This is a genomic window from Larkinella sp. C7 (assembly GCF_006149005.1).
Classification (GTDB): Bacteria; Bacteroidota; Bacteroidia; order Cytophagales; family Spirosomataceae; genus Larkinella.
Genome location: NZ_VBSL01000008.1, coordinates 163,983 through 179,445 on the forward strand (window position 1 = coordinate 163,983; position 15,463 = coordinate 179,445).

At 55.2% G+C, this 15,463-nt stretch carries 11 protein-coding genes; all 11 read right to left on the minus strand.

Features of this window, described 5'->3' with window-relative positions; all coding sequences use genetic code 11:
* Positions 1-13: 13 nt before the first annotated feature.
* The 11 genes from FH871_RS20610 to FH871_RS20660 all read right to left on the minus strand — a co-directional run bounded on the left by FH871_RS20610 (position 14) and on the right by FH871_RS20660 (position 15,280).
* On the minus strand, positions 14-1,063 hold the full coding sequence (locus tag FH871_RS20610) for a pyridoxal-phosphate dependent enzyme (protein ID WP_212768252.1): 1,050 nt from the start codon (positions 1,061-1,063) through the stop codon (positions 14-16).
* 35 nt (positions 1,064-1,098) lie between these two features.
* Complete coding sequence (locus FH871_RS20615) at positions 1,099-1,914, minus strand: SDR family NAD(P)-dependent oxidoreductase (protein ID WP_138993253.1); 816 nt, start codon at positions 1,912-1,914, stop codon at positions 1,099-1,101.
* Positions 1,904-2,827, minus strand: coding sequence for a succinylglutamate desuccinylase/aspartoacylase family protein (locus tag FH871_RS20620; protein ID WP_138993254.1), 924 nt, complete (start codon positions 2,825-2,827; stop codon positions 1,904-1,906). Before FH871_RS20620 ends, FH871_RS20615 begins: the two co-directional genes overlap by 11 nt.
* 1 nt (position 2,828) lies before the next feature.
* Positions 2,829-3,626 carry an SGNH/GDSL hydrolase family protein gene (locus FH871_RS20625; protein ID WP_229317432.1) on the minus strand — a complete coding sequence of 266 codons (798 nt, stop codon included), beginning with the start codon at positions 3,624-3,626 and terminating at the stop codon, positions 2,829-2,831.
* Between the two features lie 12 nt (positions 3,627-3,638).
* Entirely contained in the window at positions 3,639-4,751 is a 1,113-nt protein-coding gene (locus FH871_RS20630) for a sialidase family protein (protein ID WP_138993255.1), read from the minus strand.
* A gap of 43 nt (positions 4,752-4,794) precedes the next feature.
* Positions 4,795-6,597, minus strand: a complete 1,803-nt coding sequence (locus tag FH871_RS33805) for an exo-alpha-sialidase (protein WP_229317435.1) — start codon at positions 6,595-6,597, stop codon at positions 4,795-4,797.
* A gap of 33 nt (positions 6,598-6,630) precedes the next feature.
* Positions 6,631-7,761, minus strand: a complete 1,131-nt coding sequence (locus tag FH871_RS20640) for a sialidase family protein (protein WP_138993256.1) — start codon at positions 7,759-7,761, stop codon at positions 6,631-6,633.
* 30 nt (positions 7,762-7,791) lie between these two features.
* Positions 7,792-9,420, minus strand: coding sequence for a sialidase family protein (locus FH871_RS20645; RefSeq protein ID WP_171062904.1), 1,629 nt, complete (start codon positions 9,418-9,420; stop codon positions 7,792-7,794).
* 114 nt (positions 9,421-9,534) lie between these two features.
* Positions 9,535-10,446: a dihydrodipicolinate synthase family protein gene (locus FH871_RS20650; protein WP_229317437.1), complete on the minus strand. Its 912-nt coding sequence runs from the start codon at positions 10,444-10,446 to the stop codon at positions 9,535-9,537.
* A gap of 159 nt (positions 10,447-10,605) precedes the next feature.
* Positions 10,606-12,078, minus strand: a complete 1,473-nt coding sequence (locus FH871_RS20655) for a RagB/SusD family nutrient uptake outer membrane protein (RefSeq protein WP_138993258.1) — start codon at positions 12,076-12,078, stop codon at positions 10,606-10,608.
* A 13-nt stretch (positions 12,079-12,091) separates the two neighbouring features.
* Positions 12,092-15,280 carry a TonB-dependent receptor gene (locus FH871_RS20660; protein ID WP_138993259.1) on the minus strand — a complete coding sequence of 1,063 codons (3,189 nt, stop codon included), beginning with the start codon at positions 15,278-15,280 and terminating at the stop codon, positions 12,092-12,094.
* Positions 15,281-15,463: the final 183 nt, after the last annotated feature.

The window sequence follows — 15,463 nt, forward strand, 5'->3', positions numbered from 1 at the left end:
TGAGAAAAAACAATTACAAAAACGGCTGAATCAACCCGATGGCCCGGCCAACGTCCACCGTCTCCACGGGCGGCAAGCCAAAGTTTCTTTCGACCGAAGCCATGTCCTTGAAACCGCTGCCGGTGACCAGACAAACCACGGTTTCGTCGCGGCTTACTTCGTTTCGGGCCACGGCATCCTCCAGCCCGGCCAGCGCGACCGCTCCGGCGGGTTCGCTGAAAATTCCCTCTTTCTGGGCCAGTGCTTTCTGCCACGCAAAAACCCGTTCGTCCGTCACGACGTAGCCCGTGCCGCCGGTTTTTCGGCAGTTTTCAATCACGTCATCGCCATCCAGCACCCCCGGAACCTGCAAACCGCTGACCGCCGTGGTGGAGGCCGCCACCGCGCTCGCTTTCCGATCCTGGTTCCGCAACGCACTTGCAATCGTATCGTTCCCTTCGGGTTGAACACAGTTAACTTTCGCAAAACCGGCATCCGGTTTTTCAGACAGAACACCCCGGGTAATGGCTAGGGTCAGCCCGCCCCCACCGGCTGGCGAAAAAATATGATCGACCCGACCTTCCAATGTTTCCAGAATTTCGGAAGCCATCGTCTGCACGCCCTGCATGGCGGACGGGCAATACCGGTAGGCACTGATCGGCAGCGGTATTTCATGGGTCCGGCAGAGGGTTTCGAGTTCGTCGAATACCGCTGAGGTGATCACCGGATCTTTGCCAAAACCGTGTACCATAAAAATGCTGGCTCCGTATAACTGCATCTGCCGGATTTTGGGCAAGGGCGCCCCGTCTACCACCACCAGCATACACTGAATACCCGCAGCCGCGCAATAGGCCGACAAGGCCGCGCCGGTGTTGCCGCTGGAGGTGGCAATGCAGACTTTCTGGCCTTTGGCATTCATCTCACTGACCAGAACGGCCGCGAAACGATCTTTGTAGGAACCGGTCGGATTCAGGTTTTCCAGTTTGAAATACAGGTTGTTGAGGCCCAGCGACGCACCAATCGACCGGGAGCGAACGAGTGGTGTCTGCCCTTCGCCCAGAAGCACGCGGTGCTGGAGTGCCACGGTCGGTACTTGGTTTTGATATTTCCAGATCGTGTTCAAAACTCGGTGGGGAATTGGGTTTTCTTGGCTGAATAGTTACTGAAATTGGGTTTAAAACCGCCGTCGATGGTCAGGGTGGTGCCACTGATGTAGGACGCCTGCGGGGAACACAGCCAGAAAACCGCTTCGGCCACTTCGCGGGAATGCCCCCCCCGCCCGATCGGAATAAAATCGGTGAGTTCGGCGGTCAGGCGGGCGCTGATGTTTTCCCCTTCCGGATCGACGTAGTCGTTGCTAAGGTCGGTGTCGATGTAACCCGGCGCAACGCCCACCACCCGAATACCGCTTCGACCGTAGGTAATGGCAAATTCCGCCGTCAGGCTTTCCAGCGCTCCTTTGGCTGCGATATACGCCGGGCCGCAGCCCGCTGGCCGGGAGGCCATGACGCTGGAAACGTTGACGACGACCCCGCCACCGGTCTGCTTTTCCATCTGACTCGCGACCCCTTTCGTCAGAAAAACCGGGGCCGTCAGACAAACCCGGAGCGTTTTTTCCCAGGTTTCAAGGCTCATGGTCCGCAGTGTTTCCAGCGTTCGCCAGGCGGCATTGTTCACCAACGCGTCGATCCGCCCACCCCATTCCATGGTCTGGCTGACCAGCTCCTGCAGATACGACGCTTGTTCCAGATTGCCCGGAATCGCCAGGCAATCAGCACCGTATGCACTCTTTAATTCAAGCCCTAACGCATTCAGCGGTTCTTCGGCAATATCCGAAAGTACCAGGCGAAACCCTTCTTCGGCGAATCTGGTAGCCGTCGCCCGACCGATTCCCCCGGCGGCTCCGGTGATGAGCACGACTTTTCTATCTTTCATGAATCACAATTTTACCAGGCTTTTCGATGGGCAAGACCCCACCTAACGCATCGCCCTTTTTCACGTTTACCGTCGTTCGCAGGAGAAAAGCCAGCCCGGCGGTTTCCGAGATTACGTCCGTCGTGTCGCCCGAAACCGGATCGACAATCCGGCCCCAACGCTGCCCGGCCCGGATGAAATCACCCGGTTTTACGGCAGTGATAAAAACACCGTCAACCGGCGAAGGCATTTTGGCCTGGAGATAGCCACTGTCCGGCCGATCATCTTCCACCCAGTACCGTTCAGTAGTCGGGATGGTTTGAGCAGGTTCATCGATCATTTCCAAGTGCCGAAGCAGATTGAGAAAACCATCCCGGTAGGCCGTCACGACCAGCTCCCGAAGGCCGGTTCCCCCGCCGTATTCCAGATAAATGGCCGGAATGTTGGCGTCACGCGCCACGGAAAGGGTTCGTCCGTTCGGGCGGTGATCGGTTCCCCACACGATGGGGAGGTTATACGCCAGCGCCATTTCCCGCTGTTTTTCCAGCACGTCCGGCGACGGATGGAGCATGTAACCAGCCAATGGATAAATGTCATATGCCAATCCGCCCGTGTGCATGTCGACGTAATAATCCGCTTCCCGGATGAGCGCACTGATGCGGTCGGCGGTTTGTTCCGACACCGAACCTGCGGGATTTCCCGGACAAATCCGGGCCAAATCCAGCCCATCTTCCCCGCAGCGGCTGGCGAGCGCGTAGGCAGACGCGTTCACCACCGGCACCACCGTCACGCTACCGGACACCACTTTTCCTTCCAGCACCCGAATCAGTTCACGAGCCGCCAGCATTGGTTCGTATTCATCTCCGTGAACACCCGCCGACAACAGAACGTGTGGGCCGGGCAAGTCTCCGGTTATTCGTTGATAGTCAATCATTTCAGTGTTCTCCTTCATAATACGGCCCTCCACAAGTCGGTTCTTTGGGGTCAAAAATGGCTACTGCTTTGAACAACTGACGGGCGATTTCCTGATGGCCCCGCGCACCCGGATGCAACGGATCGTTGAGCCATTCGCGGTTCACATCGACGTCGGTCGTGGTTTGCCAATGGTGATAATGATCGACCAGAATCACCTGTTTTGTTTCCGCTACGGTTCGAATAACCGGAATGTAATCCGGCAGCGTTTTCCGTTCCGGGGCTTTCTGAATGATGATCGGATTCGGCGTATGCAAAATTGGAATCGCGCCCAACGCACGGATTTTCTCGACCAGGCTATTCAGGTTTTGCTCAAAAACGGCGGGCGTGATTTCTTTCCGCGCACAGTCGTTCGTTCCGATCATCAGCGACACCACCGCCGGTTTGAACTGCGCAACCCGCCAGTCGAAATCGCTCAGGATGTTGCTGGTGGCGTTGCCGCTGATGCCGGTATTGACCACCAGATCACGCACCCGTTTCAACTCCCAGCGAAGCCGTTCGGCGAAAATTTCGGGGTAGCTCCGAAACCCGTGTGTATGCTTGGCACCGTGCGTGATACTGTCGCCGGTGAAAAGCCAGATGCTGGGTTCTTTCTGCGCGAACAGCCCTTTGATCCGTTCCAGATCCGGAACTGTGGCCCGGTTTTCTTCCTCCGCTGACGCCATTCCGGGAAAAACCGGCATTGAAACCGTCGGCAGAACCACACCCAGTCCGGCCATTTTGATAAATTTCCGACGGGAAAAGTCCGACTCCTTTTTCATCCGAAAACCGGTTTATTGGTACAAGGCCGCCAGATTCAGCCGGTTGATCCGGGTGGTCGACAAATGCGTCACTTTTTTCTGACTCCCCGCGCAATACCCCAGCAAAGCCTCTTTTTTGGTAAAATGAATGGCGATGTAGCAATACCAGCCATCGGGATCGGTTTCGATGTTGCGGACGTGTTGCCAGGTTTTGCCGTCGTCTTTCGAAATAGCCACCGACAGCGGGGTGCGCTTGTCTTTGAGCGCCGGAACACTGCCGTCGTTGTTGTTCCAGACCACCAGCAGATCGCCGGTCGATGGAATGCGGGCGATGGACGCCGGCGACAGGGGCGACTTCAACGTGCTTTGCTCAATGTGACTCCAGGTCTGCCCCTTGTCTCTGGAATACGAAAACTGCTGAAAACCGCCACTGGCGCGGATAAACATCAGAATCGTTCCGTTTTTCAGTTCAATCAAACCGGGCTCCTGCGTGACCAGATCCGCCGGTTTTGGAACCGCTTCACTGCTTTTCCAGGTAGCTCCGTTGTCGTCGGAATAATAGCTGTACAGCGTTCCGTTGCCCTGCCATTTGCCGCCGGGGGATTTGTGCTGGGCCACCGCCATCAGCAAACGGCCATTTTTCAGTTGGATGACGCGGCTGTTGTTCAACACAAAATAGCCTTCCCGGTCCGTAATACAGGGCGTCGGTTTGCTCCAGGTTTTGGCTTCGTCGGCTGAAATCCGCATCTGGGGAATGCAGTCCTGCTCGGAGTTCTTTTTGAGGTAAAACAGGGCAATTTTGCCGTTTTTCAGCCGCAGCAACGAAACCGACATCACGTTCATATCGCCTTCTTTTTCCACAATGAGTTGGTCCTGTTGCGTCCAGGTTTTGCCGCCGTCTTTCGAAAACCGACCCGCCAGATAGGCCGGGGCGTGGTCGCTGGTGCTGCCGCCGGTGTAGTGGCTGTAGACAAACAGAATGCGGCCGTCTTTCAGCGTAATGAAATCGCCTTCGCTGTTGCGGGGGTTGTTGTCGCCGGGGGTCAATTCCAGGGCAACCGTGCCAACGGATTCGGTATCGGGCTGCGCGCGGGCGGCTACAAAAGCCAGAACTAGAAATGATAGGATGAACAGTGGTTTGGTCATGGGTTTAGTAATTAGTCGTGTCTCTTGTCTCACTTCTCTTTTCTTACCTCTTCGTATTATAAATCCAGTCCAGGTTCAGGCGCGTGACGTTGGTGACCGAGAGCCCCGTTCCTTTGGGGCGGTTTCCGGCGCAATAACTCAGCAAAACCTCCTTCTTGCCTATGAAATGAATGGCGGTGTAACAATACCAGCCATCGGGATCGGCTTCCAGCGTTTTCACGTGTGTCCAGGTTTGGCCCTCGTCTTTCGAAACGGCGATGTTCAGGGGCGTCCGTCGGCCTTTGATCGGGTTGCCTTCCTGGTTGCCGTTGTTGTTCCAGACCATCAGCAGATCGCCGGTGGCCGGGATTCGGGCGATGGTGGCGGGCGAAACCGGCGACGCGATGGTGGTCGGCTGCGACGGACTCCAGGTCTGACCCTGATCGCTCGAATAGGCCGCATACTGCACCCCGGCATCCGTCCGGATGATCATCATCAGCCGGTCTTTCAAAGCAACCAGTCCCGGTTCCTGCAGGGTAATCGCATCCGGATTGGCCACCTCCTGACTCGCCTTCCAGGTTTTGCCGGTATCGTCGGAATAATACGAAAATAAGCGGCCTTTTCCATTAAACCGGCCACCCGGTGGCGTTTCGTGCAAGGCGACCGGCATCAGGAGCCGACCGGTTTTCAACTGAATCACGCGGTTGTTGTTCAACACAAAATAGCCTTCCCGGTCGGTGATGCAGGGAATGGCATCGCTCCAGGTTTTGGCTTCGTCGGTCGAAATCCGCATCATCGGGATGCAGTCGTCCATGGCATTTTTCCGGGCGTAAAACAGGGCGATCCGGCCATCCTGCAACCGCAGCAGCGAAACCGACATCACATTCATGCCGCCTTCATTGCTAACGATAAGCTGGTCGTCCTTCGTCCAGGTTTTGCCGCCGTCGCCGGAATACCGCCCTACGAGCGTGGCCGCAGCAAAATCGCTGGAAGAGTTTCCGGCAAAACGCGAGTAAATGAACAGAATCCGGCCATCTTTCAGCGTCACAAAATCGCCTTCGCTGTTGCGCGGGTTGTCGGCCCCCGGATTGAGTTGCAGAACCAAACTTTTCTCACCGACCTTGTTCTTTCCGTTGAGTTTGGTTACCCGCAGGATTTCGTCCACCAGGTTCCCGGCAATCAGTTCGTGGCCCCGGTCGTTGGGGTGAACGCCGTCGAGCATCAGCGAATCGTAACTGACACCCGTCCGGTTCTGGTAATCCACAAACGCTTTGTAGTTATCGACCAGACCGGTTCGGTATTTCCGGGAATAGTTCCGCACCACCTCGACGTACTGCAACAGGCGTTCGTTCTGGTAATCTGCGTATTTTTTGCCCAGCAGATTCGGAACCGTCAGGATCACTAAACTGCCCTGCTTTTGCAGCGATTCGATCATGTAGGCCAGGTTCTTCCGGTAGTTCTCCAGCGGAATCCGCGACGGCCCGGTGGCTCCTCCGCTGTCGATGTGGGCGTCGTTGATGCCAAACCCGATGATTACCAGATCGGGATGAACCGCCAGCACATCCGACTCAAACCGGTCGAGGGCGTGTCTGATTTTGAACAGGTTATGATCCGTCTGACGGCCCGTATGGCTACCGGGGATTCCGGCATTGATGACCGTGGCACTCACGCCTTTCTGGGCCAGCAGGTGCGGCAGCCGTTGCGCAAAAACCTGATTGACGGTTTTGCGGGTGGCCGTAATGGAGTTGCCGAAAGCGACAATGGTCAAATTGCCATCACCAACTCCCGCCGGTTTTTCGGCAAAAACCGGAAAACCGATGAGAAAGCAGAGAACCGTTGTTCGCAAAAATCGTATCGAAAGTCGCATAGATCACCTGTTTAAAGAGCTGCGTACCGCTTTCTACCGTAAAAAGTCTTTTTCGTTGAGCTTCACCCGCAACTCGCCCTGCATGACGGTGATCCAGAGCACGCCCGGTTTTTCTTCGAAGACGTACGGATACGAAATCCGGGGCTGCTTTCCGCGTTCGGCAAAGACCACCGGTTTGCTCCAGCTTTTGCCCTCATCATCCGAAAACGCAATCGACAGTTCATCGCGGTGGTTGCTGGCCGGAATTTCCGACCACTGGTTATCGCCCCCACTCAGCTTATACGACACCTGCCCATCCGGAAAACGGCGGTTCCAGACCAGCACCAGCTTGCCATCCTGCAACCGTTTGAGGAGACCGGGCGCGGAACTCGCGCTGATTTTGGTAGGGTTGAAGCTGTTCCAGGTCACGCCGTCGTCTTTGGAATAGGCTTCCCAGAACGTTCCCCAGTTGGTCCGCAGCAGCAGCCACAGCCGGCCGTCTTTCAATTGCTCCAGCGTGGCTTCCGTCACACCTCCGTGGTGGCCGGTTCCGCCCAGGTCGATGATGGTGCTGCGGGTCCAGGTTTTGCCATCGTTCTTCGACGAATAGGTCAGCACCGAATGCCGTCCGGGGTTGTGCATCATCATCATGGAGGTAAAAACGATGCTGCCGTCTTTGGTTTCGATCATGTCACGAATGGCGCCGGTCCAGTCGTCGTGCAGTTTCTGGGCGTCCTGCCAGGTTTTGCCGCCGTCGAGGCTGCGAACGGCGTAGGTCGGCAGTTTGGCGTCCGGCGAATCCGAGATTTCCTTCTGCCAGTTCCAGTTGGCCCGTTCTTTCAGGTTCATACAAGCCAGAATGATCACATTCCGTTTGGTACGGATCAACGCCCGTTCGTCGCTGATTTCAAATTTCGCCGGGTCTTTAAAGATCGTGTACTCCGTCCAGGTTTTGCCGTCGTCCTTGCTGATCAGGCTTTTGGTTTTGTCGACGGTTAGGATACTGCCGTCGGCCAGCCGCACAAACGGCCCCATTTTCAGGCCCGGCATTTCCTGAACATTCTCCGCAATCCAGGACCCCGACGCGGTGGTTTTTCCGGCGTCTTTATTGATCTGAGCGAGCAGAGAACCGCTGGCCATCAGTGCCAGCAGGCTTGCTACTTTTAATCGATGCGCTATTTTCATACAAAGCAGGTGGTTTAAGGTTTAGGATAGTCAGTTTGGCTTTTTTGTGCCCGTCATTGCGACCGAGTGAAGCGGCACACCGACGGGTTTTCCCCGTTGGTCGCGCATTCCAATTCGCAGGTAATTCACTCCAAAATCCGGTTGGCGGTGAAAATTCGTCCGGGCCACGATTTGGTTGTTCATCACGAAAAGAGCCTCTTGTTTCTGGCAATTCCACCGGATTTCCACCGTCATCCGGGACGGTTTCGCTCCAGTTTTGGCCAGTTCGGCGAATTTAATCTTGAATTCGGCTACAGCATGGTCAGCCGCCAGCGAGTCGTCCGGCACCGAAAAATGGTCGGTTAGGGCCAGTGAAACCGCCTGCGCATCGGTCGGAAATTCCAGATCGGCTTTCAGCGTTCCCTGCCGCGTCGCCGGAAAATTCCAGACCAGGGCCGGGCGCTCGGCTGTCGAATTCAGGGTGGTTTTCCCCTCTTCGCGGGCTTCGGTTTGCTCCAGCCAGTCGGGGTCAAACAACACCACGGATTTGGCGTCACCCTGTCCGGCCACCAGTGCCACCTTGCCCTCCACCGTTTCTGCTGCCGATGCGTAGGCGGTCCCCCTGTCGTTTTTCTCAACCTGACCCGGTTTGGTCACCGGCATCGTCAGCACTTCCCGAAAGCCCTGCCAGGTTTGACCGTCATCGCGGCTGATGGCGGCATGCAGCATTTCCCGGCCTCCGGCGGCATAACTCCGGGGATTGTCCCAACGCTGGTTGCTATTCAACAATAACACGAGACGACGATCCGAAAGCCGGAGCAGTTCGGCCGGGGAGTCCGACGAAATAAACCGGGTTGGTCGGGCCGCCTGCCAGGTTTGCCCCTGATCACCGGAAAACGATTCATACAGATGTCCTTTGTTGGTCCGAACCAGCATCCACAACCGCCCGTCGGTTAATTCCACCACAGCGGGCTCAATACCGCCATACCGAACCGGCATGGCGTTGTTGATCTCGACCCGGACCGAATTAGTTGACGGTTTCCAGGTTTGCCCGTTGTCGTCCGAATGCAGCGAAATAATATCGTTCCAGCCGTAATCAACCTGCCCCGCCCCCGGTTTTTCCTGCCGTTCGGGAACCGCTTTGGCAAAAGACACCAACAGGCGTCCGGTGCTGAGCCGGATGAAACTCCGGATCGAACCCACGTAGCCGTCGTAAATCTTCTGGGGCTGACTCCACGGTTTTCCGGCACCGGTTGTCCGGCCATACCACACATCCAGATGCCGCCCCCGGTAGCCGTTGGTACCGGTTCCCCACAGATGGAAAATGCCGTGCAGCACACCCTGCGGGTCTCCCAGCACCCGGTTGGCGTAATACGCCTGTCCCGGCAAATCGAACTCTTTCACCGGCGGCTCCCAATGAATGCCGTCTGCCGAGGATATGGACCGGAGTTGGTTGGCGTCGCCGGGGCGGTTGATGTAAAAGATCGTCAGTCCGCCGTTTTTCAGCCTGATCAGGGTCGCTTCATTGCCCGGTGCCGGAGCCACCCAGACCGGTTCGTAGAGATCGGTTACCCGCTGCGGCACCGGACGCAGTCGCATTCCGGCAGATGCTTCGGCAACTTGCGCATAACCTTCCTGCAAGGGCATCCCCAAAGACACAATGAGGCCACATACCGCCATTCGGAGGGTGCGGAATGCGTTTTTTGAGGATGTATGCCAAAAGGAAATAGTCATTTCTCTTGTATACCCCCGTAAGGTCTAGGCGACCTTACGGGGGTGGCGGTTTCTCTACAACTAGTTACTAACCAATCCACTAACCGCCGAAATCCGGTCGCAGATTTCCAGTACTTCTTTTTCGTTCCATTCGCCGTTGCCCATGCCCAAAGGCGGGTTGGGCAGTCCGATGTTGATATCATGTTTGAGCAGCATGGCCTGGTGGAAGAACGACCAGATGTTGGGCAGCACATCGTGAATAATTTCCTGGAAGGTCAGCATGAAGCGGTTTCCCAGTTCAAAGTTTCCCTTGATAAATTCCTCCCGCACAAATTTGCACTCTTCTCCCCAGAGGTTGAAGAAACTTCCGATGGCACCCACGGTTCCGCACAAGGTGGCCTGACAGAACAGTTCGTCGGCTCCGCTGAACAGCACCAGCTTGTCCTGCGACAGAATATGAATCAGGCTCACTTCGTACAGATTCTGGGTGGTGAGCTTCATACCGGCAATGTTGGGCAGGGTCAGAATCTGCTCGATGTAGTGCCGGGCGTCGCCCCCAAACACGCTGTGGTTGCCGATGTGGTACGGAAAAAAAGGAATGTCGATGGACGAGCCAATGGCCTTGTAGTGTTCCAGCGCATTGCGAACACCGGATTGGTAATAAATCGGGCCAACGGTTGAAATCCCGTATACGCCCTGTTCCTGAGCCGCCTGCGCCAGCCGGATCGACTCCCGCGTGTTCAGCGCGCCCACCTGGGCAATCACCGGCATGGCTCCGTTGACGGTTTCCATCACGGCCTGGGTGATGTCCATCCGCTGTTTTTCCGAAAACAGAAACCCTTGTCCGGTGGAGCCCAGCACATACAGGCCGTCTAGTTTTTGTTTGATACAGAGTTCTACAATTTTTTCCAGTTGTTGAAAATCAGGATTGCCGTTCTGATCGACTGGTGTGAACAAGGCTGGCCACAGGCCACCAATTGGTGAATGCATCATGGTGTTTGTGTACTTGAAGGTAGTTTAATGTTTGTGGTTTTTGGTGAATGGTTTACGGTAGCTGACGCAATGCATATTTTCAGAAAGCGTACGTCAGCTAGAACGCGTCAGTCCCGGCGGGAACCGCACCGTAAACCGAATACTGTAAACCGTAAACCGTTACTCATATCCCGGATTCTGGACGAGTTTGGAATTCCGGCTCATGACGGTTTCGGAGAGCGGGAATAGCAGCAGGTTGGTTTGCCCTTTGCGGTCGGCGAGGGAGGGAACGAGGTCGAACGCCTTGTTAAACCGAACCAAATCCCACCAGCGTTTGCCTTCAAAAGCCAGTTCGAACAGGCGTTCCTTGAGAATGGCATCGTCGTTGGCGGCTTTGGTCGTCGACACAAACCGGTGTTTCTCAAACTGATCGCCGTAGGCCCGCTGCCGAACCAGGTTGATTTCGGCGGCCGGGTCCTGCCCCAGCGCATTTTTGGCTTCAGCAATCATCAGCAGCACGTCGGCGTAGCGGTAAATGATGACATCGTCCAGAAACCGCCGGCCATTCGCGTCCACAAAACCGTTGAACTTGGTCATGGCCGAGGTGTAATATACCGGGTTTCCCTGCGCGTTTTTCGAGTAAATTTCCACGAACGATTTGTCCTTGCGTTTGTCGTCCGTCGTAAACTGTTTGCGCATGGTTTCGGAGGGTGCCCACCAGTTCATACCACCACCCAAACCGATTTTCTGGAGGGTTGCGGCATCCGTTCCCGGTGGCAGGTCGCTGTCGCGGATGTACATATCGCCACTGTAGTTGTTGATGGCTTCCAGATCCTGGTAGCGCACCGCAAACACGATTTCCTTGTTGCCTTTGTTGGTATAACTGAACACATCCGCAAAATTCGGCAGCAGGGCGACATCGCTTTTCTGAACTTCCTGCAAAGCCGCCAGAGCGGTATTGAGGGCTGCTTCTCCGCCGTTTCTGCGTTTGGCAATCCAGAGGTATACATCGCCTTTCAGGGCATTGGCCGCCGGTTTCGACCAGGCTCCGCGCCGGGTCGGGTAGGTATTGGTGGGAAAAAGCTCCAGGGCTTTGGCCAGATCGTCGGTGATCAGTTTAAACATCTCCTCTTCCGAAGCCCGCGGTTTGTAGATCGTTTCCGGGTCCGACGATTCCGTCGGGTCCAGCAGCAGCGGTGTTCCACCCCAGGTCCGCACCAGCACGAAATACAGGTACGCCCGCAGGGTATACGCTTCCGCCAGAATGGTGTTTTTGGCACTTTCTGATGTAAACGCGATGGCTGGTGTGTATTTCAGAATCAGGTTGATGTCGTGGATCACCGTGTAAATCGTCCCCCAGTCGGGGCCGGGTGCGGTAATTTTATGCAGGCGGTTTTGAAAGTAGGGAATCCGGAAATCCGCATTTAGGATGCCGGTTCCCATGATTTCGCTGCGGGACTCGCCGAGGTAATAGAGGTTAAAATTGGTGAAGGCGCGGAACCGGGCGTACATGCCACTTTTGGCCCCCATAACGTCTTCCTGCGTTTTCCAGTACGAAGCCGCCGTAATCTGGCTTTGGGGTTGAACATCTAGTTCTTTGTCACAGGAACACAACAAAGAAATGAACAACAGGGCGATGAGGTTGTTTTTCATGATCGTTTCTTGATTAGAATGACACGTTCAGACCTACGATGAAATTTCTCGGAACCGGATAGCGGCCATTGTCCTGACCACCTTCTTCGGGGTTGAGTCCGGAGTATTTCGTAAAATACTTCAGGTTGTTCGCCGTCACGTTCAGCCGCAGGTTGCTCAGGCCGAGTTTTGACGTCAGACCGGAAGGCAGGCTGTAGCCCAGTGAAATCTCCCGGATAGCCAGAAAGTTCCCTTTCTCGAAGTAGTAGGAGTTCTGGCGAAAGAGGTTGCTCTGCACCTGCTGATCGGCGTAATAATATTTGGCAATGTCGGTTTGATCGCCCGGTTTTTGCCACGAGCGCAGGATGTCGGTGGAGGCATTGTTTTCGCCCACAAACTGGCCGTTATACAGCGCCCGGGTGTAGTTGTAGATGGTGTGCCCCAGCGTGAAATCGGCCCGGCCCGTCAGGCTGAAATTCCGGTAGGCCAGCGAGGTGGTAAAACCGCCCGTCACCGTCGGATAAATGTTGCCGAGGTAGACGCGGTCGAACGAGTTGATCTCACCGTTGCCGTCCACATCGAGCCAGTTGACATCCCCTCCGTATTTGGTCTTGTTGGCCAGCGGTACGATAATATCCCGCGGTGCTGCGGCTGCTTCCTCGTCGGTAGCAAAAATTCCGAGCTGTTTATAGGCATAGTAATCGCCGATCCGCCCCCCTTCCTGAAGCCCCCCGCGCCATTCGTTTTTGCCGGTTTCCGGGTCATAGACCAGCACCCCGCCAACCCGGTTCCGGTCGTTTCCGTTGTCCGGCAATTTCAGGATTTTCTGCTGGTTGGTGGCAATATTGAAGCTGGCGTTCCAGTTGAAACCCGACTCCGAACGGATGATCGTCCCCGCCACTTCCACTTCAATCCCCTGATTTTGCAGACTACCGTAATTGGTCAGGATGGACTGAAAACCGGTTTCCAGCGGCAATTCCAGGTTCGTGAGCAGGTTATCGGTCCGTTTCCGGAAGTAATCCACCAACAGATTCACCCGTCCATTGAACAAGCCAATGTCCATCCCGACATCGTAGGTTTGGGTCTGCTCCCACTTGAGGTTCGAGTTCGGAATGACGGTATTCTGAATGGCCGCCGTGCCGTCATACCGTGACCCCACGCTGTAGGTTCCCTGCGCCTGAAAATCACCCAGTTGCCCGAGGTTTCCGTTTACGCCATAGCTGGATCGCAGTTTCAGCGTGTTCACTACCCGCGCCAGTCCGGCTTCTTTCCAGAATGACTCGTTGTGAATATTCCAGCCCACCGAGGCTCCGGGAAACAAGCCCCATTTGTTGTTCTGACCTAAATTGGACGCACCGTCGTAGCGGGCGTTCAGCGACAGTAGATACTTCTGGGCGAAATTGTAATTGGCGCGTCCGAAAAAGCTCAGAATCCGCTGCTGCGTAACCGAACTGCTGACGGCCGTTGGAGTGGCCGAAGCGTTGAGGGTCGGAATAATGTCCGTGGAAGCGCCCTGACCCGTTGCCGACAAAGCCGATATTTTCCGGTCGAAATACGAACTGCCGAGCATAAAATCCAGGCCGTGCTGGTTGAAGCTTTTGGTGTAATTCAGAATGGCATCGACCTGCTGCTGCCAGTGCGTCGTGCGGGCTCCGGTGGCCACCCGCGAATCGATGAAGGCCAGCGGGCCGTTCAAATACGATTTCTGAAAGGAGTTCTCCTTGGTTTCAATCACATAGAGCGACGTAGACGGTTCAAACGTCAATCCTGGCAGGATGTTCCAGGTCAAACCGCCCCCAAGGGTCAGCCGGTAGAGGTGATTATCGGTCGTATAGCGGTCTAGCTGGTACAACGGATTACCGATTGACCGGGCGTAACCGGGAGCCATCGTGCCGTCCTCAAAATACAGTTTGGCCGTGGGTGGCAGGGCCAGCGCACGCTGGAAAATCTGGTTATCGCTGAAAACCTGGTTGTTGCCGGAATTGGTAAAGTTGGTAAACGCGTTGACTTTCAGCTTCTCCCGAATCTTCAGATCACCGCTGAAATCAAAGGTAAACCGCCGGAAGTCCGTATTGATGGCAATGCCCTGCGATTTGAGGTAGCCGACGCCCAGGTTGTAGCTCCCTTTGTCGGTGCCGCCCATCGCTCCCAGATAGTAGTTTTGGGAAATACCGGTTTGGAACAAGACATCCTGCCAGTCGGTGTTCTTGAAAATCAGCGTTTTGGTCGGATCAGCCGGGTCGACAATGCTTTCCCAGCCTTCACCCAGTTTATACTGATTCTGGGGGGTGAGGTACTGAACCGTCGAATAGGTGCGGTTCGTCAGGTCGTTTCCGGTTCCGAAACTGTTGGCAAGGGTCAGTACGTTCATGCGCTCGGGAATCTTCTTGGCCGAATTCAGCGCCCCTAACCGTCCGTAGTATACGTAATCCCGCGCCGACATCATGTTGTAGCGCTTGGCCAGTTGCGAAAACGTGGTGTTTTGCCGGAAGGTGATTAGCATTTTGCCGGATTTGCCTTTTTTGGTCGTGATAATCACCACCCCGTTGGCACCCCGGGCCCCGTAAATGGAAGTAGATGACGCATCTTTCAGGACTTGCAGGGTTTCGATGTCGTCGGCATTGATGTCGTTCATATCGGACCGGATGACGCCGTCGATGATATACAGTGGCGAAGAACCGTCGGGATTGTTGATCGACGTTCCGCCCCGGATGATGACCCGCGGAGCCGCTCCGGGCTGGCCCGTCGTCGTTTGCACCCGCACACCCGGCAAGGTTCCCTGCAAGGCCGAAGCAGCATTGGCATACGGAATGTTTTCCAACACCTTGTTATCCAGCTTGGAAATCGAGGTCGTCACGGTCTCGCGGGATTGGGAACCGTAGCCGACCACCACCACTTCATTCAGCGTTTTCAGATCGGGTTCCAGCACCACACTCACGTCCGTCTGGTTGCCGACAACGATCTCTTTGGTCTGGTAGCCGATGTAACTAAAGACCAGCGTTTTGTCGCTGGATGCATTGATCGTGAATTTTCCGTTCCCATCCGTCGTAACTCCGATTTGGGTGCCTTTCACCACCACGGTAACAAAAGGGAGCGGGGCCTGATCGGCACTCGATGTAACGGTTCCTCTGACCGATTGGGCCTGGGCTTTCGCACCATATCCCATTACCAGCCAACAACAGAGAACGAGGACTCTACAATAGATTTGGGGCAGTGTCTTCATGGAAGTAGATGATTAAAATCATAGAAGAAAGGAATGGAATCAGGGTCTTTGAGCGAACTATATTCTATCTTTACATTTGTCCTACAAATATAATAGTCGTATTTTAATTACAATGAAATTGTATCAAAAAAGATATAGTACTTCAAAAAGTGCCAAAATACCGGGGTATTGCATTACATTTGC

Excerpts from the sequence above, each read along its gene's own strand:
- FH871_RS20625 (WP_229317432.1), bottom strand. The coding sequence starts at position 3,626 with ATGAAAAAGGAGTCGGACTTTTCCCGTCGGAAATTTATCAAAATGGCC.
- FH871_RS20620 (WP_138993254.1), bottom strand. The coding sequence starts at position 2,827 with ATGATTGACTATCAACGAATAACCGGAGACTTGCCCGGCCCACACGTT.
- FH871_RS33805 (WP_229317435.1), bottom strand. The coding sequence starts at position 6,597 with ATGCGACTTTCGATACGATTTTTGCGAACAACGGTTCTCTGCTTTCTC.
- FH871_RS20650 (WP_229317437.1), bottom strand. The coding sequence starts at position 10,446 with ATGATGCATTCACCAATTGGTGGCCTGTGGCCAGCCTTGTTCACACCA.
- FH871_RS20655 (WP_138993258.1), bottom strand. The coding sequence starts at position 12,078 with ATGAAAAACAACCTCATCGCCCTGTTGTTCATTTCTTTGTTGTGTTCC.
- FH871_RS20640 (WP_138993256.1), bottom strand. The coding sequence starts at position 7,761 with ATGAAAATAGCGCATCGATTAAAAGTAGCAAGCCTGCTGGCACTGATG.
- FH871_RS20630 (WP_138993255.1), bottom strand. The coding sequence starts at position 4,751 with ATGACCAAACCACTGTTCATCCTATCATTTCTAGTTCTGGCTTTTGTA.
- FH871_RS20615 (WP_138993253.1), bottom strand. The coding sequence starts at position 1,914 with ATGAAAGATAGAAAAGTCGTGCTCATCACCGGAGCCGCCGGGGGAATC.
- FH871_RS20660 (WP_138993259.1), bottom strand. The coding sequence starts at position 15,280 with ATGAAGACACTGCCCCAAATCTATTGTAGAGTCCTCGTTCTCTGTTGT.
- FH871_RS20645 (WP_171062904.1), bottom strand. The coding sequence starts at position 9,420 with ATGGCGGTATGTGGCCTCATTGTGTCTTTGGGGATGCCCTTGCAGGAA.